Origin of the sequence: Flavobacterium sp. RSSB_23, from assembly GCF_051547145.1 — a bacterium.
GTDB lineage: Bacteria > Bacteroidota > Bacteroidia > Flavobacteriales > Flavobacteriaceae > Flavobacterium.
In genome coordinates this window covers 1-22,003 of the sequence record NZ_JBPTTO010000006.1, presented here as the reverse complement: position 1 = coordinate 22,003, position 22,003 = coordinate 1, and the positions used below count along the sequence as shown (strand labels likewise).

20 protein-coding genes and 1 tRNA gene are annotated in these 22,003 nt (G+C 33.9%); 17 read left to right on the top strand and 4 right to left on the bottom strand.

Translation table 11 applies throughout. From position 1 onward, the window contains the following. Positions 1 to 6 precede the first annotated feature (6 nt). Positions 7 to 780: an alpha/beta fold hydrolase gene (locus tag ACSVH9_RS10545; RefSeq protein WP_438063682.1), complete on the bottom strand. Its 774-nt coding sequence runs from the start codon at positions 778 to 780 to the stop codon at positions 7 to 9. A 369-nt stretch (positions 781 to 1,149) separates the two neighbouring features. Here ACSVH9_RS10545 and ACSVH9_RS10540 point away from each other — a divergent pair, with 369 nt between their 5' ends. The 17 genes from ACSVH9_RS10540 to ACSVH9_RS10460 all read left to right on the top strand — a co-directional run bounded on the left by ACSVH9_RS10540 (position 1,150) and on the right by ACSVH9_RS10460 (position 19,138). Next, positions 1,150 to 1,623 (top strand): division/cell wall cluster transcriptional repressor MraZ, encoded by a 474-nt coding sequence (locus ACSVH9_RS10540; protein WP_159690627.1) that lies wholly within the window; start codon positions 1,150 to 1,152, stop codon positions 1,621 to 1,623. Next, positions 1,598 to 2,506 carry a 16S rRNA (cytosine(1402)-N(4))-methyltransferase RsmH gene (rsmH, locus tag ACSVH9_RS10535; protein ID WP_201296310.1) on the top strand — a complete coding sequence of 303 codons (909 nt, stop codon included), beginning with the start codon at positions 1,598 to 1,600 and terminating at the stop codon, positions 2,504 to 2,506. Before ACSVH9_RS10540 ends, rsmH begins: the two co-directional genes overlap by 26 nt. A 6-nt stretch (positions 2,507 to 2,512) precedes the next feature. Next, positions 2,513 to 2,860, top strand: coding sequence for an FtsL-like putative cell division protein (locus ACSVH9_RS10530; protein ID WP_438063681.1), 348 nt, complete (start codon positions 2,513 to 2,515; stop codon positions 2,858 to 2,860). Further along, on the top strand, positions 2,851 to 4,857 hold the full coding sequence (locus ACSVH9_RS10525; protein ID WP_438063680.1) for a penicillin-binding protein: 2,007 nt from the start codon (positions 2,851 to 2,853) through the stop codon (positions 4,855 to 4,857). The genes ACSVH9_RS10530 and ACSVH9_RS10525 overlap by 10 nt, the downstream gene beginning before the upstream one ends. Further along, positions 4,854 to 6,317: a UDP-N-acetylmuramoyl-L-alanyl-D-glutamate--2,6-diaminopimelate ligase gene (locus tag ACSVH9_RS10520; protein WP_438063679.1), complete on the top strand. Its 1,464-nt coding sequence runs from the start codon at positions 4,854 to 4,856 to the stop codon at positions 6,315 to 6,317. Before ACSVH9_RS10525 ends, ACSVH9_RS10520 begins: the two co-directional genes overlap by 4 nt. Before the next feature lie 83 nt (positions 6,318 to 6,400). Then, positions 6,401 to 7,630: a phospho-N-acetylmuramoyl-pentapeptide-transferase gene (gene mraY / locus ACSVH9_RS10515; RefSeq protein ID WP_315141639.1), complete on the top strand. Its 1,230-nt coding sequence runs from the start codon at positions 6,401 to 6,403 to the stop codon at positions 7,628 to 7,630. Position 7,631: 1 nt separating this feature from the next. After that, on the top strand, positions 7,632 to 8,963 hold the full coding sequence (gene murD / locus ACSVH9_RS10510; protein WP_438063678.1) for a UDP-N-acetylmuramoyl-L-alanine--D-glutamate ligase: 1,332 nt from the start codon (positions 7,632 to 7,634) through the stop codon (positions 8,961 to 8,963). Positions 8,964 to 8,993: 30 nt separating this feature from the next. Continuing rightward, positions 8,994 to 10,283: an FtsW/RodA/SpoVE family cell cycle protein gene (locus ACSVH9_RS10505; protein WP_438063677.1), complete on the top strand. Its 1,290-nt coding sequence runs from the start codon at positions 8,994 to 8,996 to the stop codon at positions 10,281 to 10,283. 44 nt (positions 10,284 to 10,327) lie between these two features. Continuing rightward, positions 10,328 to 11,419 (top strand): undecaprenyldiphospho-muramoylpentapeptide beta-N-acetylglucosaminyltransferase, encoded by a 1,092-nt coding sequence (gene murG / locus ACSVH9_RS10500; RefSeq protein WP_438063676.1) that lies wholly within the window; start codon positions 10,328 to 10,330, stop codon positions 11,417 to 11,419. A gap of 33 nt (positions 11,420 to 11,452) precedes the next feature. Beyond that, positions 11,453 to 12,802 (top strand): UDP-N-acetylmuramate--L-alanine ligase, encoded by a 1,350-nt coding sequence (gene murC, locus ACSVH9_RS10495; RefSeq protein ID WP_438063675.1) that lies wholly within the window; start codon positions 11,453 to 11,455, stop codon positions 12,800 to 12,802. Further along, the gene (locus tag ACSVH9_RS10490; protein ID WP_438063674.1) at positions 12,789 to 13,511 is read left to right on the top strand and encodes a cell division protein FtsQ/DivIB; all 723 of its coding nucleotides are present in this window, start codon (positions 12,789 to 12,791) and stop codon (positions 13,509 to 13,511) included. Before murC ends, ACSVH9_RS10490 begins: the two co-directional genes overlap by 14 nt. Before the next feature lie 6 nt (positions 13,512 to 13,517). Next, complete coding sequence (ftsA, locus tag ACSVH9_RS10485; protein WP_438063673.1) at positions 13,518 to 14,915, top strand: cell division protein FtsA; 1,398 nt, start codon at positions 13,518 to 13,520, stop codon at positions 14,913 to 14,915. Positions 14,916 to 14,991: 76 nt separating this feature from the next. Then, on the top strand, positions 14,992 to 16,938 hold the full coding sequence (gene ftsZ / locus ACSVH9_RS10480; RefSeq protein ID WP_438063672.1) for a cell division protein FtsZ: 1,947 nt from the start codon (positions 14,992 to 14,994) through the stop codon (positions 16,936 to 16,938). A 192-nt stretch (positions 16,939 to 17,130) separates the two neighbouring features. Continuing rightward, the gene (locus ACSVH9_RS10475) at positions 17,131 to 17,580 is read left to right on the top strand and encodes a GatB/YqeY domain-containing protein (RefSeq protein ID WP_064716453.1); all 450 of its coding nucleotides are present in this window, start codon (positions 17,131 to 17,133) and stop codon (positions 17,578 to 17,580) included. A gap of 59 nt (positions 17,581 to 17,639) precedes the next feature. Continuing rightward, positions 17,640 to 17,713, top strand: a tRNA-Arg gene (locus tag ACSVH9_RS10470). A 71-nt stretch (positions 17,714 to 17,784) separates the two neighbouring features. Continuing rightward, a complete protein-coding gene (locus tag ACSVH9_RS10465; RefSeq protein WP_438063671.1) occupies positions 17,785 to 18,591 on the top strand; it encodes a zinc-dependent peptidase in 807 nt (268 codons plus the stop codon). Between the two features lie 127 nt (positions 18,592 to 18,718). Further along, positions 18,719 to 19,138: a CBS domain-containing protein gene (locus ACSVH9_RS10460; RefSeq protein ID WP_438063670.1), complete on the top strand. Its 420-nt coding sequence runs from the start codon at positions 18,719 to 18,721 to the stop codon at positions 19,136 to 19,138. A 41-nt stretch (positions 19,139 to 19,179) separates the two neighbouring features. Here ACSVH9_RS10460 and rpe read toward each other — a convergent pair whose 3' ends face one another. The 3 genes from rpe to ACSVH9_RS10445 form a co-directional block, all read right to left on the bottom strand. Continuing rightward, positions 19,180 to 19,845: a ribulose-phosphate 3-epimerase gene (gene rpe / locus ACSVH9_RS10455; RefSeq protein WP_159690683.1), complete on the bottom strand. Its 666-nt coding sequence runs from the start codon at positions 19,843 to 19,845 to the stop codon at positions 19,180 to 19,182. A 367-nt stretch (positions 19,846 to 20,212) separates the two neighbouring features. Further along, on the bottom strand, positions 20,213 to 21,076 hold the full coding sequence (locus ACSVH9_RS10450) for a sigma-70 family RNA polymerase sigma factor (protein WP_026707723.1): 864 nt from the start codon (positions 21,074 to 21,076) through the stop codon (positions 20,213 to 20,215). 174 nt (positions 21,077 to 21,250) lie between these two features. Then, a complete protein-coding gene (locus ACSVH9_RS10445) occupies positions 21,251 to 21,496 on the bottom strand; it encodes a hypothetical protein (protein WP_438063669.1) in 246 nt (81 codons plus the stop codon). Positions 21,497 to 22,003: the final 507 nt, after the last annotated feature.

Genomic DNA, 22,003 nt, shown 5'->3' with positions numbered 1-22,003 from the left:
TTTTGATTAATGTGCGGCTAAGTGAGTATGAGTTAACCAGTCTTCTAATATTCTGTTGAATTCGTCAGGATGTTCCATCATTGCAGCGTGTCCGCATTTGTCAATCCAATACAAACTTGAGTTCGGCAATAGTTTATGAAATTCTTCGGCAACATCCGGAGGAGTTACTTTATCATTTTTTCCCCAAATAATACAAGTTTGTACATGCATTTTTGGCAAATCTTTAGCCATATTGTGTCTAATTGCACTTTTTGCAATCGTTAACGTTTTGATTAATTTGATACGGTCGTTGACAGTTGCGAAAACTTCATCGATTAGTTCTGGTGTAGCAATTTTTGGGTCATAAAAAACATCTTCAGCTTTTTTCTTGATGTATTCATAGTCACCTCTTTTAGGATAGCTATCGCCCATAGCACTTTCATAAAGCCCAGAGCTACCTGTAATAACTAGACCAGCAACTTTTTCTGGATACATTTTTGTGTGGTATAATGCGATATGGCCTCCCAACGAGTTGCCCAAAAGGATAACACGATCCAGTCCTTTATAAGTGATAAAGTTTTTCACATAAACGGCAAAGCTTTTAACGTTAGTCTTTAAAATGTTTTGCGTATAGATAGGTAGGTCTGGAATAATAATTTTGTACCCTCTTTCAGAAAAATAACTTGCTACAGCATCAAAGTTACTCAATCCTCCCATAAGTCCGTGAAGAATTACGATTGGGGTTCCTTCTCCAGCTTCATAATAGCTATACTTACCTTCTATTTTATAGTATTTTTCCATGTAATATGTGACTCGGTTTCAATTTCGACAAATATAGGATTTATTAAATTAAAATAAATTGTTAGGGTTGCTTTTTACTGATTTTATTCTTTTTCATTGGTTTATTCGTTTTAAAATGAGTGATTTTCATTTTGCAAAAAGTAAGATTAGGCATAAAAAAGCAAAATTGTTTTTGTGAGAATTATTTTGAGTTTTAATATAGATATCAACTTTATCTTAATAAAAAAAAATATTTGCTAACTGTTTGATAGACTATAAATTAAAGCTTTTTGGTTAAGAGTGGGTAAACTTATCAACAAAGTGGTATAAAGTGGTAAATTGTGGTAAAAATTTATATATTTTTGCTTAATACAATCTAATGCAAATTTTGTGGACGCAATTATTGGTACATATGAGTGTAAAGTAGATGCTAAAGGAAGGGTAATGTTGCCTTCTCCTTTGAAAAAGCAGTTGGCTACTTCTCTTCAAGACGGTTTCGTTTTGAAGCGCTCCGTGTTCCAACCTTGTCTAGAATTGTATCCTATGAAGGAGTGGAATGTGATGATGCAAAAGGTGAATGGATTGAATCGGTTTGTAAAAAAAAATAATGATTTTATTCGTCGATTTACTGCAGGCGTAAAAGTGGTAGAAATTGATGCCTTAGGTAGGATGTTGATTCCGAAAGACTTGGTGGGTTTTGCAAGTATAGCCAAAGATGTTGTTTTTTCTTCTGCGGTAACAATTGTTGAAATCTGGGATAAAGACTTGTATGAAAAATCAATAAGTGGAGAGGATCTTGATTTTGCTGATTTAGCAGAGGAAGTAATGGGAAATATAAATAATAGCGACAATGGAATATCATAATCCTGTATTGTTAAAAGAAACAGTAGATGGTTTGAATATCAAACCAGACGGAGTGTATGTAGATGTGACATTTGGTGGTGGAGGGCACTCAGCCGAAATTCTTAGAAGACTCGGTCCTGATGGAAAATTGTTTGCATTTGATCAAGATGAAGATGCTTTGGCAAATGCTTTGCCTGATGAGCGTTTTACTTTAATAAATGAAAATTTCAGATTTATCAAGCGCTTCTTACGTTTTTATGGAGTAAAAGGGGTTGATGGAATTTTGGCAGATTTGGGTGTTTCATCTCATCAGTTTGATGTGGCTGAAAGAGGTTTTTCTACTCGTTTTGATGCAGAATTAGACATGCGTATGAGTCAAAAAAATGATTTAAGCGCCTATAGAGTAGTCAATGAATATGATGACGCGAATTTGAGAAGAGTTTTTTGGGACTATGGAGAATTAAAAAATGCTCCTGCTTTGTCCAGAACCATTATAGAAGCGAGAGAAAAGCATCCTATTAAAACAACAGATGAATTGAAGTTGATTTTGGCTAAATACTTACCCGAGAAAGTTCGTAATAAAGTATTAGCTCAAATATACCAAGCCATTCGTATTGAGGTAAATCAAGAAATGGATGTTTTAAAAGAGTTTTTGGAACAATCATTAGAGATTTTAAATCCAGAAGGAAGATTAAGTGTAATCTCTTATCATTCACTGGAGGATCGATTAGTGAAAAGATTTATCAAGAATGGCATGTTTGAAGGGGAACCTGAACGTGATTTTTTTGGAAACTTTTCTGTTCCATTCAAAACTATAGGTAAGTTGGTTGTTCCTTCTGATGAAGAAATAAAAAGTAATAATAGAGCACGAAGTGCAAAATTGCGTATTGCAGAAAAGAAATAAAGAATTATGAAACAAGGAGTTTATGCCATATTAAAAGCTAAATATTTGATTCATGATGACGCAATCAAAAATTGGCGTTTTATAGTTTTTTTGGTAGTACTTGTGATTTTAATGATTGCCAATACACAACGTTTTGAGCAAAAGGTTTTTGAAATAAATGAATTGAATAATCAAGTAAAAGAGCTTCGGTCTGAATTTGTAGATAAAAGATCTGAATTGATGAAATTGAAAATGGAGTCGACGGTAGCAAAAAAAATGGAAACTAAACAAATCTTTCCATCAACTGTGCCTCCAGTAAAAATTAAAGTTAAAAAAGAAGAAGACCCGAATATATTCGAAAAATTATGGCAGTAGAAGATAAAAACATATCGTATCGTATTTATCTAGTGGCATTTTTCCTCTTTGTAATGGCGGTGGCTATTGCAGTGAAGTTAACGAATATTCAGTGGGTTGAAGGTGATTATTATAGGAAATTAGCCAAAGAAAGAACCGTTAAGAATTTTGTTATACCTGCCAATAAAGGAAATATTTATTCGGCTGATGGAAGCTTATTAGCGACTTCGATACCTAATTATGAGATTCGTTTTGATGCTGTTGCACCAAAAACAGAAGTATTTGAAAAAAACATTAAGCAATTAGCAGATTCTTTGGGTAAACTTTTGAATAAATCTTCGGATACTTTTGAAAGAGAATTACGAAGAGCAAGGGTGAATAAAAGTCGCTATTTTTTGGTAGCTCGTGACTTGAGTTACACGGAGTATATGGCAATTAAAAGTTTTCCATTGTTCAATTTGGGAGCATACAAAGGCGGTATAATTGTAGAACAAGAAACAGTTAGAGAGCATCCAATTGGCAAAATCGCTGAGAGAACTATTGGTTATATTGGAAGAGATGTAAACGGTCATATTAATCCTGTTGGAGTAGAAGGAGCTTACAGTAACTATCTGAACGGAAAAGACGGTCGCATTTTAAAACAAAAAATAGCCAAAGGGCAATGGAAACCTATTAGTGATGTAAATCAGGTTGAGCCTCAAGACGGCTATGATGTTATTTCGACTATTGATGTATTTATTCAAGATATAGCGCATCATGCTTTGTTAAAGCAATTAGAGGAATATCAAGCTGATCATGGTTGTGTAGTTGTTATGGAAACAAAAACAGGCTATGTAAAAGCAATTTCTAATCTTGGGAGAAATGAAAAAACAGGCATGTATTCTGAGCGATTGAATTATGCTGTTAGAGAATCTCATGAGCCTGGTTCAACATTTAAATTGGTTGATTTAATGGCTTTGTTAGATGATAAATTAGTAGATACAAGTGCTGTTTTTGATAGCAAAGGAGGAGAAATAAAATACTTTGGAAAATCAGTGCGTGATTCACATGAGGGAGGTTATGGTAAAATTTCTTTAGCAAGAGGATTTGAAGTTTCTTCAAATACTGTGATGGTTCAAGCAGTATATAACAACTACAAGTCTAATCCAACGCAATTCGTAAATCATATCAATTCCTATGGTTTAAATAAAAAATTAGGAATTGGATTTAATGGAGAAGGAGCGCCTTATATTCCTCAGCCAAGCGATAAAAAATGGTCAAGATTAACACTTCCTTGGATGGCTTTTGGATATAATGTTTCTGTAACTCCTTTGCAAACATTGGCTTATTACAATGCCGTTGCCAATAATGGTGAAATGGTAAAACCATTGTTTGTTTCTGAAATTAAAGAATGGAATAAAACCATTAAAAAGTACGACAAAGTGGTTTTGAATCCTAAAATTTGTTCTCAAGAGACGATACATAAACTCAAAGCGATACTTGAAAATGTTGTAAAAAGAGGTACCGGTTCTAAGTTGTATTCAAAAGATTTTTCTATGGCAGGAAAGACAGGTACGGCTCAAGTAAATTATGCAAAAGCTGGGGGAGCTGAGAAGTATTATGCTTCTTCTTTTGTAGGTTACTTTCCTGCAGATCATCCTAAATATTCTTGCATAGTTGTGGTTCATAAACCCAATACAACCAATAATAATTATTATGGAGCTGATGTGGCAGGACCTGTTTTTAAGCGTATTGCTCAGAAAATTTTTACTGACTCGCCAACGACCAATGAAATTAAAAATTTGAATCGAAAAATTCAAAAACAAGAGAGTAATTATAATTCTTATTACGCAAAAGCACAAAAAAAAATCAAATCGATTCCTAATGTAAGAGGAATGGCGGGTATGGATGCTGTTGCATTACTTGAGAATTTAGGGTTAAAGGTGAAAGCAATCGGTATTGGAAAAGTAAAGAAACAATCACTTCAAGCAGGTGAGAATATAAATAAAAATGCAACTATAATATTAGAATTGTCATGAGAATACTAAAAGACATACTGTATAAAGTAGCAATAGAAGCATTAAACGGGTCTACTGATAATGCTGTCAATCATTTGCATTTTGATTCTAGAAAAATAGAAGCTAATGATGTTTTTGTTGCAATAAGAGGGGCGGTTTCAGACGGGCATAACTTCATAGATAAAGCAATTGCTTTGGGAGCTACTACAATTGTTTGTGATGTGTTCCCTTCAGAGTTGCAAAAGAATGTTACTTATGTTTTAGTAAAAGATACTAACGCTGCTTTGGCATTTATGGCGGCTAATTTTTATGACAATCCTTCTCAAAAATTAAAATTGGTTGGAATAACTGGAACAAATGGTAAAACAACAATTGCTTCATTACTGTATCAATTATTTAAAAAAGCAGGTTTTAAAGTTGGCTTGATATCTACAGTTAAAATTTTGGTTAATGATGAAGAGTTCAAAGCAACGCATACCACTCCAGATTCTTTGACAATAAACCACTATTTGGCTGCAATGAATGAGGCTGGTGTAGACTATTGTTTTATGGAGGTAAGCTCGCATGGAATTCATCAAAAAAGAACGGAAGGGCTTCACTTTGTTGGCGGAGTTTTTACGAATCTTTCGCATGATCATTTGGATTATCATCCAACTTTTGCAGAATATCGCGATGTGAAAAAGTCATTTTTTGACTTTTTGCCAAAAACAGCATTTGCTTTGTCTAACGGAGATGATAAAAATGGAGCAGTTATGCTGCAAAATACTGCTGCGACCAAACGAACGTATGCACTCAAATCTTATGCAGATTACAAAGCAATAATTCTCGAAAATCAATTATCGGGTTTGTTGTTAAAGATTAATGATAATGAAGTTTGGGTCAAATTGATTGGAACATTTAACGCCTATAATTTATTGGCAATTTACGGTACTGCCATAGAATTAGGTCTTGAGAGCCTAGAAGTACTTAGATTGTTGTCTGAATTAGAAAGTGTTTCTGGTAGATTTCAATTTATTGTTTCGGCTCAAAATATAACTGCTATTGTTGATTATGCGCATACTCCGGATGCTTTAGATAATGTTTTGAATACGATTAACGATGTACGAACTCAAAACGAACAGTTGATTACGGTTGTTGGATGCGGTGGAAATAGAGATAAAGCTAAGCGTCCAATTATGGGAGGTATTGCTTCTGATAAAAGCGATAAGGCAATTCTAACTTCGGATAATCCTCGTGATGAAGAACCAGAAACCATAATTGAAGAAATGGAGGCTGGTGTAGCGCCACAGAATTTTAAAAAGATTTTAGTAATTACAGATAGAAAACAGGCCATAAAAGCGGCTTGTCAGTTGGCTCAACCCAATGATATTATTTTAATTGCTGGAAAAGGACATGAAACCTATCAAGAAATCAAAGGAGTTCGTCAGGACTTTGATGATATGAAAATAGTAAAAGAAACATTAGAACAATTAGGAAAATAACAAAGATCAAATCTATAAATTCCTTAAACCATTATTTAAGCAGAATTTTAGAATTTGAATTTAAATTTTTAAAATAGAAAAATATGCTGTACTACTTATTTGAATATTTAAACAAGACTTTGGATATCCCAGGAACAGGGGTTTTTCAGTACATCACTTTTAGATCGGCATTGGCTTTTATGTTGTCATTGTTGCTTTCAACTATTTACGGTAAACGAATTATTGGTTTTTTGCGTAGACAACAAGTAGGAGAAACTGTGCGTGAACTAGGATTAGCGGGGCAAAACGAAAAAGCGGGTACACCTACTATGGGAGGACTCATCATTATTTTTGCAACTTTAGTTCCTGTACTTTTGTTTGCAAGACTTCAGAACATCTATATCGTTTTGCTAATTGTAACCACGCTATGGATGGGAACTATTGGCTTTGTAGATGATTATATCAAAATTTTCAAAAAAGATAAGCAAGGTTTAAAAGGGATTTTTAAAGTATTTGGTCAAGTTGGTTTGGGCTTAATAGTAGGTTCAGTGCTTTATTTTAGTCCAGCAGTTACGGTAAGAACGGATACTGGTAAAATAGATGTTTTTAAATCAGCTACTCAAACAGTTATTCTTCCTGCACCAATTGAGGAAAAATCTACTGCTACTACTATTCCTTTTTTCAAAAATAACGAATTTGATTATGCCGAATTGTTAGCATGGACAGGTGAAGGCTATGAAAAATGGGCTTGGTTAATCTTTATCCCAGTTGTGATTTTTATTATTACAGCGGTTTCGAACGGTGCCAATTTAACAGATGGAATTGATGGTTTAGCAGCGGGAACATCGGCAGTGTCTGTTTTTGCCCTCGGTATATTCACATTCGTTTCAGGAAATATTATTTTCTCAAACTATCTCAATATTATGTATATCCCGCATTCTGGAGAAATGACCGTTTTCATTTTTTCATTTGTTGGAGCTTTAATCGGTTTTCTTTGGTATAATTCGTATCCCGCATCTGTTTTTATGGGCGATACCGGAAGTTTAACTATTGGAGGGATTATTGCGGTTTTAGCCATCGCGGTAAGAAAAGAAATGTTGATTCCGCTTCTTTGTGGGATTTTCTTAGTAGAAAACTTTTCGGTGGTGTTACAAGTAAGTTATTTTAAGTATACCAAAAAACGATTTGGTGAGGGAAGACGAATATTTTTAATGTCGCCTTTGCATCACCATTATCAAAAGAAAGGCTATCACGAGAGCAAAATTGTAACTCGTTTTTGGATTGTAGCAATTATGTTGGCTATTTTATCTATCGTAACACTAAAATTAAGATAACATGAGATTAGTTGTTTTAGGTGGAGGCGAAAGTGGAGTTGGAACCGCTATTTTAGGTCAAAAGCAAGGCTATGAAGTATTTGTTTCTGATTTTGGAAAAATAAAGCAAAGCTATAAAGACGTTCTTGATAAGTATGGAATTCCTTGGGAAGAAGAGCAGCATACAGAAGCGTTAATTCTAAATGCTACAGTGGTTATGAAAAGCCCTGGTATTCCTGACAAAGCGCCAATTGTGAAGAAATTAGTTGAGAAAGGAATATCCGTTATTTCAGAAATTGAGTTTACCGCTCCTTTTACAAATGCAATAACTATAGGGATTACAGGTAGTAATGGAAAAACTACTACTACTATGCTTACTTATCATTTGTTAAAGAATGCAGGTTTGAATGTAGCCTTGGGAGGAAATATTGGAAAGAGTTTTGCGTGGCAAGTGGCAGAGCATAATTATGATGTGTATGTTTTAGAGTTAAGTAGTTTTCAATTGGATGGAATCATCAATTACAAGCCGCATATCGCCATTTTAACCAATATTAGCCCAGATCATTTGGATCGATATGAATACAAATACGAAAATTATATTGCTTCGAAGTTTAGGATTACAATGAACCAAACAGCATCAGATTATTTGATTTATGATGCAGATGACGAAGCAACTCAAGAATGGTTAAAACACAATACAACAAAAGCACAATTAATACCTTTTTCTATTTCTCAAACACTAGATATAGGAGCATTTTTAAAAGACAACAATATGGAAGTTAAAATGAATCAAGAAGAATTTTCAATGGAGACCGAGTACATTGCATTAGAAGGAAAACATAATATGAAGAACGCAATGGCAGCAACATCTGTAGCAAAATTAATGCAAATACGAAATGCTACTATCCGTGAAAGTTTATCGAATTTTCAAGGAGTTGAGCACCGTTTAGAAAAAGTGCTAAAAATTCAAAATGTGCAATACATAAATGATTCTAAAGCTACCAATGTTAATGCAACCTATTTTGCATTAGATAGTATGAATGTTCCAACTGTATGGATAGTTGGTGGTGTTGATAAAGGAAATGATTATAATGAATTAATGTCTTTGGTACGCGAAAAAGTAAAAGCGATTATTTGCTTGGGAATTGATAATTCAAAAATAATTGCGGCATTCGGTAATGTAGTAGACGATTTAATAGAAGTAAACACTATGAACGATGCTGTAAGAATGGCACAACGTTATACTGAAAAAGGGGATGCTGTTTTGTTATCACCAGCTTGCGCAAGTTTTGATTTATTCGAAAACTATGAAGATCGTGGGCGTCAATTCAAACAAGCAGTTTATAATCTGTAAATAATATAAATCAGTTTAAAATAGTAAGCAATGAAGGAACTAGTAAACAAGCTAAAAGGAGATAGAGTAATTTGGTCATTCGTGGCCTTATTGGCTTTGTTTTCGTTTATGCCTGTTTTTAGTGCTAGTAGTAACTTAGCTTATATCGGTTTAGGTAAAGGGAATACTCTTGGGTATTTGTTGAAACATCTTGCTCATATTGGCATAGGCTTTTTGATTATTTATTGGATTCATAATGTTCCCTATTTATATTTCAGAGCAATTTCAAAGGCAGCTTTGCCCGTTGTTTGGATAATGTTGGCTTATGCATTAATCAAAGGAACGGTTATCGCTGGAGCCAATGCAAGTCGTTGGATACAGATTCCTTTTATCAAAATTACATTTCAGCCTTCTACTATGGCGGCTATTGTGTTGTTTGTTTTTGTGGCTCGGTATTTATCTAAAAAAAGAGAAACACCAATAGATTTTAAATCTTCTTTAATCGAATTGTGGTTGCCTGTTTTTATAACATTAATTTTTATTTTGCCCTCTAACTTTTCTACCACTGCTTTGATTTTTTCAATGGTTTTAATGTTGGTTTTTATTGGCAAATATCCAATGAAGTATATTGGCTTTGTTATTGGCTCAGGTGTCGTGATGTTGTTGTTTTTTGTATTGATTGCAAAAGCTTTTCCTGATTCAAGGTTTTTTAGTAGGGTTTCAACATGGGAAAGTCGTATTGAACGATTCACTTCTAATAAAGCCGATGAAGATAATTATCAAATTGAAAAAGCAAAAACAGCTATAGCCTCTGGTGGACTCTATGGTTTAGGCCCAGGCAAAAGTGTTCAGAAAAATTTTCTACCTCAATCCTCCTCTGATTTTATCTTTGCCATTATAGTAGAAGAGTGGGGATTGATTGGTGGTCTTTCTGTACTTGGATTGTATTTGTTATTGATGTTTCGTTTTGTGATTGCATCTCATAAGGCCAATACATTATTTGGAAAATTAATTGTAATCGCTCTTGGTTTTCCAATGATTTTTCAGGCAATGATTAATATGGCAGTAGCAGTTGAGTTATTGCCAGTTACAGGTCAAACATTGCCATTAATTAGTAGTGGAGGTAGTTCTATTTGGATGACTTGTTTCGCACTTGGTGTCATTTTGAGTGTCACCAAAAAAGAAGAAGAAATTGCTCAAGAATTAAAAGAAAAACAAATTCGTGAGGAAGCATTGCAAAAATTGATTGATGCTCAACTCGAATCTGATGCTCAAGAAAAAGAAGAAGAATATTCTATAGAAGATCATGCTAATCCAATGAATGCGGTACTTAACCGATAGTATCTGATAGTAGTAAATTGTTTATTTGTTCTAAATTTTTTAAGATGTCAAAATTAAAATTCATATTGAGTGGTGGTGGTACAGGTGGTCATATCTATCCAGCAATTGCTATTGCAAATGAACTAAAAAGGAGATACCCTGATGCTGAAATTCTTTTTGTAGGCGCCAAAGACAAAATGGAAATGCAAAAAGTACCTCAAGCAGGTTATCCTATAAAAGGACTTTGGATTGCTGGTATACAAAGAAAATTGACACTTCAAAATGCATTATTTCCCTTCAAGCTATTAAGTAGTTTGTGGGAGTCAAGAAAAATACTTAAAAGCTTCAAGCCTGACGTAGTTATTGGTACGGGAGGTTTTGCAAGTGGTCCTTTGTTGAATGTCGCCAATAGTTTAAATATTCCAACATTAATACAAGAGCAAAATTCATATCCTGGAATTACAAATAAGTTATTGAGTAAAAAGGCCGCAAAAATTTGTGTTGCTTATGAAAATTTAGAACGGTTTTTCCCTAAAGAAAAGATGATTTTGACAGGAAATCCTGTTCGTCAAGATTTGATAGATGTATCTAGTAAAAGGGGGGAAGCAGTTGCTTTTTTTAAACTAGATCCAAAGAAAAAAACACTATTGATTTTAGGTGGCAGCTTGGGTGCGAGGAGAATCAACCAATTGATTGAAAAAGAATTGCAAGGCATCTTGTCGCAAAAAGTTCAAATTATATGGCAATGTGGGAAATTGTATTTAGAGGACTATTCAAAATACAATTCGTCTCTGGTACAAGTGGTTGCCTTTATTGAGCGAATGGACCTTGTTTATGCTGCTGCTGATGTAGTTATTTCTAGAGCTGGAGCTTCGTCGGTTTCTGAGTTGTGCATCGTAGGGAAACCAGTTATTTTTATCCCATCACCAAACGTTGCAGAAGATCATCAGACTAAAAATGCACAAGCAATAGTGGATAAAAAAGGAGCGATAATGATTAAAGAATCTGAATTAGAAGATGAATTTAGCATTGTCCTAGAAGCTTTATTGAAAGATGAAGGGAAGCAACAACTCCTTGGGGATAACATAAAAAAATTGGCTTTGCCTCAGGCTACTGTTCAAATCGTTGATGCAATCGAAAAATTGTTAAAACAATAGTAAGACTATTTTGTTAATTTTTAAAATTGAAAAATGAACTTAAATCAAATACATAACGTCTATTTTGTTGGCATTGGAGGCATCGGAATGAGTGCTTTGGCTCGTTATTTCAAAAATATTGGAAAACAAGTTTGTGGTTATGATAAAACGCCGTCGATGTTGACAAATGAACTTATCGAGAGCGGAATTGATATTCATTTTGAAGATAATATAGCTTTAATTCCAGCTAGTTTTAAACCTGAGAATACTTTGGTAATTATTACGCCGGCAGTTCCAAAATCGCATTTGGAGTGGAATTATTTCTTAACCCAAAACTATGAAGTAAAAAAACGTGCCGAAGTACTAGGGATAATAACTAAAGACACTTTTAGTTTTGCTGTAGCTGGTACACACGGAAAAACAACTACTTCAAGTATTCTTGGCCATATTCTTTATGAAAGTGGTGCTGATGTTACTGCTTTTATTGGCGGTATCGTTGAAAATTATAATTCCAATTTAATTGGTTTAGGCAAAACAGTTACCGTTGTTGAGGCAGATGAATTCGATCGCTCTTTCTTGCATTTATATCCAAATATTGCTTGTGTGACATCAATGGATGCGGATCATTTGGATATTTATGGAACAAGTGAGGCTATAGAAGCTTCTTTTGTTGAATTTGCAAATAAAGTTGAAGATAAATCGAAATTGTTTGTCGCCCAAGGCTTGCCTTTAGAAGGAATGGTTTGTGCAATAAATGATGATGCTCAATTTAAAGCATTCAATGTTAGAGTCGAGGATTCTAGTTATGTTTTTGATGTGCAAACACCAACAGAGCTTATTACGAATTTACGTTTTGGTTTACCCGGAAGGCATAATTTAATGAATGCGTTGATGGCATTGGCAATGGCTAAAACTTACGGCACCCCAACTGAGGCAATTGCTAGTGCTTTATCAACATTTAGAGGGATAAGAAGACGTTTTTCATATCAAATTAAACGTCCGGATTTGATATACATAGATGACTATGCGCATCATCCAACCGAGATTAATGCAGTGCATCAAGCGGTAAGAGAGCTATATCCAAATCAAAAAGTATTGGCTGTTTTTCAACCGCATTTGTTTAGTAGAACCAAAGATTTTGCTGATGACTTTGCTGCTAGCTTATCTAATTTTGACGAAATTTTATTATTGGATATTTATCCTGCACGTGAACTCCCAATGGAAGGTATTACCTCCCAATGGTTAATGGATAAAATGACAAATGACAACAAGAAATTGGTTCAAAAAGAACAATTAATTGCGTCTATTCAGTCTTCAGAGGCTAAGGTTATTGTAACTATAGGCGCAGGAGATTTAGGAGAAATGGTTCCATCAATAAAAAAGGCATTAGATGAAACGTTTTAATTGGCCAACAATCCGATTGCTTTTAATGTTAGCCTTGGTGATTTTTTTGTATTCTTTCACCGGAAAACGAAATTTGAACCGAAAAATAACGAAAGCAGAGGTTGTTTTTGTAGGAGAAAACCAGCTTTTTGTTAAGCAACAAGCGGTTAATAAATTGTTAATAGAAAATAGACAGGACCCTAAAACTATTGCTATAGATGCCTTAGATTTGAATAAACTCGAGAAAACCATCGATTCACACCCTTTGATTGATAAGTCTGAAGTGTCTGTGAGTGTAGATGGTGTTCTAAAAGCTGTAGTAAAACAAAAGACTCCAATAGCAAGAATTAATGGAAAGGGAGCATCTTTTTATATTGATTACAAGGGAAATAAAATGCCTTTGTCTAACAACTATACAGCACGAGTTCTTCTTGTTTCGGGGGAAATAAACGATAAAAATAAGGAAGATTTAGCTAAGCTATTTCGTGTAATTTACGACGATGTTTTTTTGAAAAAAAACATCATTGGAATGCAAGTTATGCCAAATGGTAGCGTTTTAATGCTGAATAGAAACTATAATTTTAAAATTGATTTTGGTCAATTGATAAATGTTGAACAAAAATTTAAAAATTATAAAGCTTTTTTTCAAAAAGTAGTTTTAGACAGTTCAATTGCTGAATATAAAAAAATTGATCTTCGATTTGCGGAACAAGTAGTGTGTACTAAATAATAGAAAATGGAAAAAGAGAATATTGCGGTAGGTCTAGATATTGGAACAACCAAGATAGTTGCCATGATTGGCAAAAAAAATGAATACGGGAAGTTAGAAATTTTAGGAGTTGGAAAATCCAAAAGTTTGGGTGTGGCTAGAGGTGTTGTAAATAACATTACTCAAACCATTCAATCCATTCAGCAAGCTATTTTTGAAGCAGAAAATAATTCAGGTTATAAAATTAAAGATGTAGTTGTTGGTATTGCGGGTCAACACATTCGAAGCATTCAACACAGCGATTATATTAGCAGAAATAATCCAGAAGAAGTAATAGGTGATTGTGATATTGATTTATTAATTAGTCAAGTTCATAAATTAGCGATGTTACCTGGAGAAGAGATTATACATGTACTACCGCAGGAATTTAAGATTGACGGACAATCCGATATCAAAGAGCCTGTTGGGATGTATGGAGGACGATTAGAAAGTAGTTTTCATATAGTTGTAGGACAAGCTTCATCGATAAGAAACGTAGGGAGATGTATTCAGAGTTCAGGAATTGAGTTGTCTGGCCTTACTCTAGAACCGTTAGCTTCATCTGATGCAGTATTAAGTCAAGAAGAAAAGGAAGCAGGAGTCGCTCTTATTGACATTGGTGGTGGAACTACGGATTTAGCAATTTTTAAAGATGGAATTATTAGACATACTGCCGTAATTCCTTTTGGTGGTAATGTTATAACCGATGATATTAAAGAGGGTTGCTCTATTGTTGAAAAACAAGCTGAATTATTGAAAGTAAAATTTGGTTCTGCTTGGCCTGGTGAAAATAAAGACAATGAGATTGTTTCTATACCTGGAATCAGAGGTAGAGAGCCTAAAGAGATTTCTTTGAAAAATTTATCTAAAATTATCCATGCAAGAGTTGTGGAAATTATTGAACAAGTTTTTGCAGAAATCAAATTATATGGTCACGAAGACCCACGTAAAAAACTAATCGCTGGAATTGTATTAACGGGTGGTGGTGCTCAATTAAAGCACATCAAGCAATTAGTGGAGTATATTACTGGAATTGATACCAGAATTGGTTATCCGAATGAACATTTGGCAGGTAACTCTGATGAGGAAATTTCAAGTCCATTATATGCTACTGCTGTTGGATTAGTAATGAATAGCATTGAGAAAAAAACGCAAAGTGCTGTCAAAATTGATAAAAGTCCTGTTCTAGAAAGAACGCCATATTATAGAGAACATCTGGTAGAAACTGTACCAGTACCTGAAATCGAAAAACCTTTAGTTGTCGATTTAGAGGTGAAAGAAGAAAGACATGTGCCAAGCCCAGAGTCTACAGAAACTAAAATTAGACGATCTTTTCTTGATAAATATGTAGATAAGATTAAAGAATTTTTAGATAACGCAGAATAAATAAAATAAGTAAAGCCCTTTTTGTCCCAAGCAAAAGAGCAAAAAATATAAATAAGAATTTCAAAAACCCAATAAGATGACAAGCAACTCAGAATTTGGAAGCATTTCATTTGATTTACCAAAAAACCAATCAAATGTAATTAAAGTTATTGGAGTAGGTGGTGGAGGTAGTAATGCCATAAATCACATGTTTAAGCAAGGAATAAACGGTGTTGACTTTATAGTTTGTAACACAGATTCTCAAGCTTTGCAAAATAGTTCAGTACCCAACAAAATTCAATTGGGAGTAAATTTAACCGAAGGACTTGGAGCAGGTGCTAATCCAGATGTTGGACATCAATCTGCTATTGAGAGTATCGGTGAAATCGAAAAAATGTTAGACAGCAATACCAAAATGGTTTTCATCACTGCAGGAATGGGTGGTGGAACCGGTACAGGTGCTGCGCCAGTTATTGCTCAATTAGCTAAAGAAAGAGATATCTTAACAGTAGGTATTGTTACTTTACCATTTTTGTTTGAAGGTAAAGTTCGACAAGAGCAAGCTATTATAGGTATTGAAAAATTGCGCAAGCAAGTTGATTCCTTGATTGTAATCAATAATAATAAATTAAGAGAAGTATACGGTAATTTAGGTTTCAAAGCTGGTTTTTCTAAAGCCGATGAAGTTTTGGCAACCGCTTCAAGAGGAATTGCTGAAGTAATTACACATCACTATACACAAAATATCGATTTACGCGATGCTAAAACAGTTTTGTACAATAGTGGTACTGCTATTATGGGTTCTGCTACAGCTTTTGGTGAAAACAGAGCAAAAGAAGCCATTATTGCGGCATTAGATTCTCCTTTATTGAATGATAATAAAATTACTGGGGCTAAAAACGTATTGTTGCTTATCGTTTCTGGAACTAATGAAATTACTATTGATGAAATTGGAGAAATCAATGACCATATTCAAAATGAAGCAGGTAATAATGCTAACATAATTATGGGGGTAGGAGAAGATGAAACACTAGGTGATGCCATTTCTGTTACCATAATCGCTACAGGTTTTGATGTTGAACAACAAAATGAAATCGTAAATACAGAACCAAAGAAAATCATACACACTTTAGAAGAAGAGCAAAGAAGTGTTCATAATTTGATTAATACACCAGTTACTACTTTCAATTTGAATGAATCTCCTTCAGATGTTACCGCAGAGCGTGTAGTGTTTGAATTAGAAGAGGAAATTGAAGAAGAAGCGCCTGTTGTTTTGGAAGTAAAAAAGCCTGTAATGAACAACGATGAATTGATTGTAATGTCTGAATTTATCAAAAATCTAGACGTGACCTTTGAAATCGTTTCTCCAATTGAAGATTTTGATTTTAATATTTCACTACCTTCTAAGGAAGAAGTTCAAATTCCACAAGCGAATATCATTGAGGAGCAAAAACAAACAGCTTTCTCTTTTGATTTGCCTGTAACACCAAAACCAACTTTTGTAGCTCCTTCAGCTCCTGTAGTTGAGGAGAAAATAGTTTTTGATTTGTCAAGTGAAGCGCATAATATTAATGTGGTTCAGCCAATTCAATTTGTTCCTGTTACTGAATTAACAGATAACGGGATTATTAAATACTCGCTAGAAGAGTACATGGAGGTTGAAAATGATTTTGTACAATCGAAACCACAAGTTAAACAAGAAGAGGTTCCTGCTGAGTTAAATATAACGATGAAGCAAGTTGCTCCAATCGAAGTTAATGAAGTAGTTGCCGAATCAGTTTCTCCAATGGACATGACTATCGAAGAAACGCTTCGTTTTAGAGCTGAAGAAAGAAGAAAAAAATTAAAAGAATTCAATTATAAGTTTCATAATAATGTAACTAGAATTGATGAATTAGAGCGTGAACCTGCTTATAAACGTCTAGGTGTAGATTTGACGAATCAAGCTACTAGCCAAAACTCAAGAATCTCAGTTAGTACAGATAGTAATAATGACTTACAATTTCGTTCTAACAATTCTTACTTGCACGATAATGTAGATTAAGCATTCAAATAAAGTAATGAATAGCCTGAAAATCTATTTCAGGCTATTTTTTTTGGATTTTTATTAAAATAAGGAAACCTTTACCGAGTTGTTAATGCGACTTAAATGTTCTAAATTTGCAGTGCTTTTATTTGTTTTAAAAGGCAAATTGAGCTTTGTAATTTTCAAAAAATAAATTAAACATATATAATAATGAGTTTATCAGTACGTATCATGGACGAAATAAAAAACGCCATGAGAGCAAAAGATACTTTGGCTCTAGAAGCCTTAAGAGCGGTTAAATCAGCTATACTTTTAGCACAAACAGAAAGTGGAGCAAAAGAAGAAATCGCTGCAGAAGAAGAAATCAAATTACTACAGCGTTTGGTGAAACAAAGAAAAGATAGTGCGGCTATTTACACGCAACAAGGAAGAGCTGATTTGGCTGAACCTGAGTTGTTGCAAGCGGCTGTAATCGAGAAGTTTTTACCTGCTCAATTGAGTGAAGCTGAAGTAGAAGCTGTAGTGGCTAAAATCATTGCTGACAATGACGCTTCTGGAATGGCAGCAATGGGTAAAGTAATGGGATTGGCGTCTGCTGAATTAGCTGGAAAAGCTGATGGTAAGACGATTTCAACCATAGTTAAAAAATTATTATCTTAATTTTTTTATTCCAAATTCCATTTTCTTGGAGTTTGGAATTTTAAAATTCAATAGATATTGACTGCGTAGTTCAACTGGATAGAATATCAGATTTCGACTCTGAGGGTTGCAGGTTCGAACCCTGCCGTGGTCACATAAAAGGATGAGGAATGTAGTGTTTCACATCCTTTTTTTTATGAATTAATAGATGTAAGCATTGAATAAATGGAGTTGTTTGTATTGCAATTTTTATTGGTAATCATAGGATTAGGCTTTGTTTTTTTTAAAATAGTCGAGCCCATTTATGTGTTTTTCTATAACAAACCGTTAGTAGTACATTCGCATTTGTTGCCAAGGCGTATTTCTGATGAGCAAAGAAATATTTTGGCTCAAAATTTTCCTTTTTATAATAAATTGTCTCCTAGTAAGAAGCGTTATTTTGAACACAGGATAAATAAGTTTATCGATAAATATGAATTTATTGGTCATGAAATTGAGATTACGGACGAAATACTTGTGCTTATCTCGGGGACTTATGTTATGTTGACTTTTGGTATGAGAAACTATTTAAGTGACTTGTTTCAAAAAATTCTCATTTATCCAACAGTATATTATTCTACTATCAACGAAGTGTATCACAAAGGAGAGTTTAATCCAAGGATGAAGACTGTCGTTTTTTCTTGGGAAGATTTTTTGTCTGGTCACGGTGTAGCCACAGATAATATTAACTTGGGGTTACATGAATTTACTCATGTTATGCATTTTCATTGTTTGAAAAGTAGAGATGTAAATGCGGCAATTTTTCAGGATGAATATGCAGAAATAGTAGCAATTTATACTTCCCCTGAATTGATTCAGGAAATTAACGACAAAGCTTATTTTCGTTTATATGCCTATGAGAATCAATTTGAATTTATTTCGGTCTTGTTAGAACATTTTTTTGAAAGCCCTAATGACTTTAAGACGATACATCCTCAATTGTATGCTCATGTGAAGCGAATGATTAATTTTAACGAGAACTATTTTACCTAATATCTAAAAAATCCGAAATTAACAAGTTGTTATAAAATAACAATAATAATTGTTTTTCTAACTGATAATCATCAGGTTTCTTGCTTTTTTTTTGTTCTAAATTTGAATATATTTAAAAGTTAGGGTTATGAAAAGTAATGTCCCCGTTTCAAAAATAATGTCCAAACATTTGGTAAAATTGCATTTGAATGACGATTTAACCAAAGCTGAAAGTTTGTTTAAACATCATAAAATTAGACATATTCCAGTTGTTAATGGAAATAAGATTTTAGGTATTTTGAGCTATACTGATTTGTTGCGTATCTCGTTTGCAGATGCAATAGATGACGACGAAGAAGTAATTGATACTACAGTGTATAATATGTTTTCTGTAGAGCAAGTAATGGTTAAAAAAGTAACTACAGTTTCACCAGAGACAAGCATAAAGGCGGCAGCTGAGATTTTAACACACAATGATTTTCATGCTTTGCCAGTTTGTGAAGGAGATTTGCTTGTAGGTATTGTTACTACAACCGATTTAATTCAGTATTTAATAGACCAGTATTAAAACAAGAGGCTGTATAAATGATACAGCCTCTTGTTTGTTTTTTAAATAGTGGTGATTTTTTTCAAATCTTCGATAGTAGCTGTTGGGTTTTCAGCTTTGAAAACAAAACTTCCTGCCACTAGTACATCGGCTCCAGCTTCTACTAATGCTCTTGCATTTTTATTCGTAACCCCACCATCAATTTCAATTATGGTGTTGGCTCCTTTTTGAATAATTAAATCTTTCAATTTGGTTACTTTATTGTACGTGTTCTCGATAAACGATTGTCCGCCAAATCCTGGATTTACACTCATAATACAAACCAAATCGATATCATTGATTACATCTTCTAATAAGTCAATAGAAGTGTGAGGGTTGATAGCGACACCAGCAAGCATTCCTTCAGCTTTTATAGCTTGTAAAGTACGATGAAGGTGATTGCAAGCTTCGTAATGAACAGTTAGTACATTGGCACCCAAATCAGCAAACGTTTTGATGTAGCGATCAGGATCTACAATCATTAAGTGTACATCAATTGTTTTGGTAGCATGTTTTGCAATAGCTTCAAGTACGGGCATACCAAACGAAATGTTAGGTACAAATACGCCATCCATAATGTCAATATGAAACCAATCAGCTTGGCTGTTATTAATCATCTCTACATCGCGCTGTAAATTAGCAAAATCGGCTGCAAGAACAGAAGGTGCTATAATTGTGTTTTTACTCATCGTTGTGTTGTGTTATTTTTTCGCAAAGATAATTTTTTTAATTGCAATGATTGCAAAGAATTTATAGGGATTCAAGCAAGTTTTAAAACACAAATTATTCTAGCATAAGTCTTGGTTTTGTTTGCCCTGCAAAAAACAAAACTCCGGATACCCGAGCGAAGCGAACTGACCGGTGTTTTGTTTGCCCTGCAAAAAACAAAACTCCGGATACCCGAGCGAAGCGAACTGACCGGTGTTTTGTTTGCCCTGCAAAAAACAAAACTCCGGTAATCAGCCGGAGTTTTCAATCATCAATCAAAAAACGAACAGTTAATCAGACTGTTGTTTGTGGTAAAATTCCAAATATAAGATTTTTGGAATTTATATTTTATCCTAAATAGGTTTTTAAGATTTTACTTCTAGAAGTGTGTTTTAATCTACGGATAGCTTTTTCTTTAATTTGACGCACACGCTCACGAGTTAAGTCAAATGTTTCGCCAATTTCCTCTAAAGTCATTGGGTGTTGATCTCCTAAACCAAAATACAAACGAACGACATCCGCTTCTCTTGGAGTAAGTGTTTCTAAAGAACGCTCAATTTCTGTACGCAAGGATTCGTGAATTAATTCTCTATCTGGGTTTGGAGATTCTCCTGAACGTAAAACGTCATAAAGGTTAGAATCTTCTCCTTCAACTAAAGGTGCATCCATCGATAAGTGACGACCAGAGTTTTTCATAGACTCTTTAACGTCATTTACAGTCATGTCTAACTCTTTTGCAATTTCTTCTGCAGAAGGTGGGCGTTCATTAGATTGCTCTAATAAGGCGTACATTTTGTTGATTTTATTGATAGAGCCAATTTTATTTAATGGCAAACGAACGATACGAGATTGTTCTGCTAAAGCTTGAAGGATCGATTGACGAATCCACCATACTGCATACGAAATGAATTTGAAACCACGAGTTTCATCAAAACGTTGTGCTGCTTTAATCAATCCTAAGTTTCCTTCATTGATCAAATCGGGTAGGGTTAATCCTTGGTTTTGATATTGTTTAGCAACAGAGACTACGAAACGTAAATTAGCTTTAGTAAGTTTTTCTAAAGCTCTTTGATCACCGGCTTTGATTTTTTGTGCTAATTCTACTTCTTCATCGGCAGTAATTAAGTCTACCTTTCCAATTTCTTGTAAGTACTTGTCTAATGATGCAGTTTCACGATTGGTTACCTGCTTGGTGATTTTAAGTTGTCTCATGGTATTTGTCTCCTTATTGTTTAAGTGTACAACTACTTATACGAGTAGTGTTTCAAAAAAGTTACATAATTATCATTTTTTTTCGATAAAAAAATAAAATACCCCAACTTTGCTATGAAAGAAGGGGTTGGTTATAGATAAAATAAAAACTTTTTGTGGCTTTAATTCTTTGATTTATAAGTCATCAGGAGTTTTTAGCATCTCGTCAAAAAGATTTTTCAAAGATTTGACATACAAAGGAAATCCTACAGCTAAAAAAAGATACTCTTTTCTTAAAACAGTTACATCATCTAGAATTTGATACAAACTTGGTACTATGATCAGTAACGAAACCAAAATCCCAATCCATGGATTTAGTTTGGCAGTTAAAAGTTGTTTCAAAAGTTTCATCTCAAATTGGTTTTTTGCTGCTATACTCATTTTAGTTACTTTGTTAATTATGCTGTAAAAATACCTTTGTTATAAAGATATAGTAAAGGCATTGTTATGAGGTTCCTTTTTTTTGTTATAAAAGCATCTTTCTGAGTTGGCATCAAAAAAAATCTCCACTTGGGAGACTTAGTTATTTGTAGTGTATTTTTAGGAGAGAATATTCATTTTCTTAATGAAGTCTTTGTAGGTGTCGCTTAGGTTGACTTTGTGGCCGCCTTGTACGATGATTTCTTCGATTTTCTCAATTTTATAGTTGTTAAGACTGTTCCTTCTTTGGATTATGATACGATCTTCGTTTCTTTTATTTGATGGTATTTATGGTATGAAAATGAAAAGACAGAAGTTGTATGCCTTCTGTCTTTTATGAAAGTGTTTTTTAATTATTAATTTCCCACATCAGTTCGTGTCCCTCTAGAGCCTTCAGGTCCTCCCACTACTGTTTCAAGTTGTTCTTTAGTAAGAGGATTGATTGTTTTTAGTTTTGCGGTTTTAGTC

Excerpts from the sequence above, each read along its gene's own strand:
- ACSVH9_RS10545 (WP_438063682.1), bottom strand. The coding sequence starts at position 780 with ATGGAAAAATACTATAAAATAGAAGGTAAGTATAGCTATTATGAAGCT.
- ACSVH9_RS10530 (WP_438063681.1), top strand. The coding sequence starts at position 2,513 with ATGAAACAAGGAGTTTATGCCATATTAAAAGCTAAATATTTGATTCAT.
- ACSVH9_RS10525 (WP_438063680.1), top strand. The coding sequence starts at position 2,851 with ATGGCAGTAGAAGATAAAAACATATCGTATCGTATTTATCTAGTGGCA.
- ACSVH9_RS10520 (WP_438063679.1), top strand. The coding sequence starts at position 4,854 with ATGAGAATACTAAAAGACATACTGTATAAAGTAGCAATAGAAGCATTA.
- mraY (WP_315141639.1), top strand. The coding sequence starts at position 6,401 with ATGCTGTACTACTTATTTGAATATTTAAACAAGACTTTGGATATCCCA.
- murD (WP_438063678.1), top strand. The coding sequence starts at position 7,632 with ATGAGATTAGTTGTTTTAGGTGGAGGCGAAAGTGGAGTTGGAACCGCT.
- ACSVH9_RS10505 (WP_438063677.1), top strand. The coding sequence starts at position 8,994 with ATGAAGGAACTAGTAAACAAGCTAAAAGGAGATAGAGTAATTTGGTCA.
- murG (WP_438063676.1), top strand. The coding sequence starts at position 10,328 with ATGTCAAAATTAAAATTCATATTGAGTGGTGGTGGTACAGGTGGTCAT.
- murC (WP_438063675.1), top strand. The coding sequence starts at position 11,453 with ATGAACTTAAATCAAATACATAACGTCTATTTTGTTGGCATTGGAGGC.
- ACSVH9_RS10490 (WP_438063674.1), top strand. The coding sequence starts at position 12,789 with ATGAAACGTTTTAATTGGCCAACAATCCGATTGCTTTTAATGTTAGCC.
- ftsA (WP_438063673.1), top strand. The coding sequence starts at position 13,518 with ATGGAAAAAGAGAATATTGCGGTAGGTCTAGATATTGGAACAACCAAG.
- ftsZ (WP_438063672.1), top strand. The coding sequence starts at position 14,992 with ATGACAAGCAACTCAGAATTTGGAAGCATTTCATTTGATTTACCAAAA.
- ACSVH9_RS10475 (WP_064716453.1), top strand. The coding sequence starts at position 17,131 with ATGAGTTTATCAGTACGTATCATGGACGAAATAAAAAACGCCATGAGA.
- ACSVH9_RS10465 (WP_438063671.1), top strand. The coding sequence starts at position 17,785 with ATGGAGTTGTTTGTATTGCAATTTTTATTGGTAATCATAGGATTAGGC.
- ACSVH9_RS10460 (WP_438063670.1), top strand. The coding sequence starts at position 18,719 with ATGAAAAGTAATGTCCCCGTTTCAAAAATAATGTCCAAACATTTGGTA.
- rpe (WP_159690683.1), bottom strand. The coding sequence starts at position 19,845 with ATGAGTAAAAACACAATTATAGCACCTTCTGTTCTTGCAGCCGATTTT.
- ACSVH9_RS10450 (WP_026707723.1), bottom strand. The coding sequence starts at position 21,076 with ATGAGACAACTTAAAATCACCAAGCAGGTAACCAATCGTGAAACTGCA.
- ACSVH9_RS10445 (WP_438063669.1), bottom strand. The coding sequence starts at position 21,496 with ATGAGTATAGCAGCAAAAAACCAATTTGAGATGAAACTTTTGAAACAA.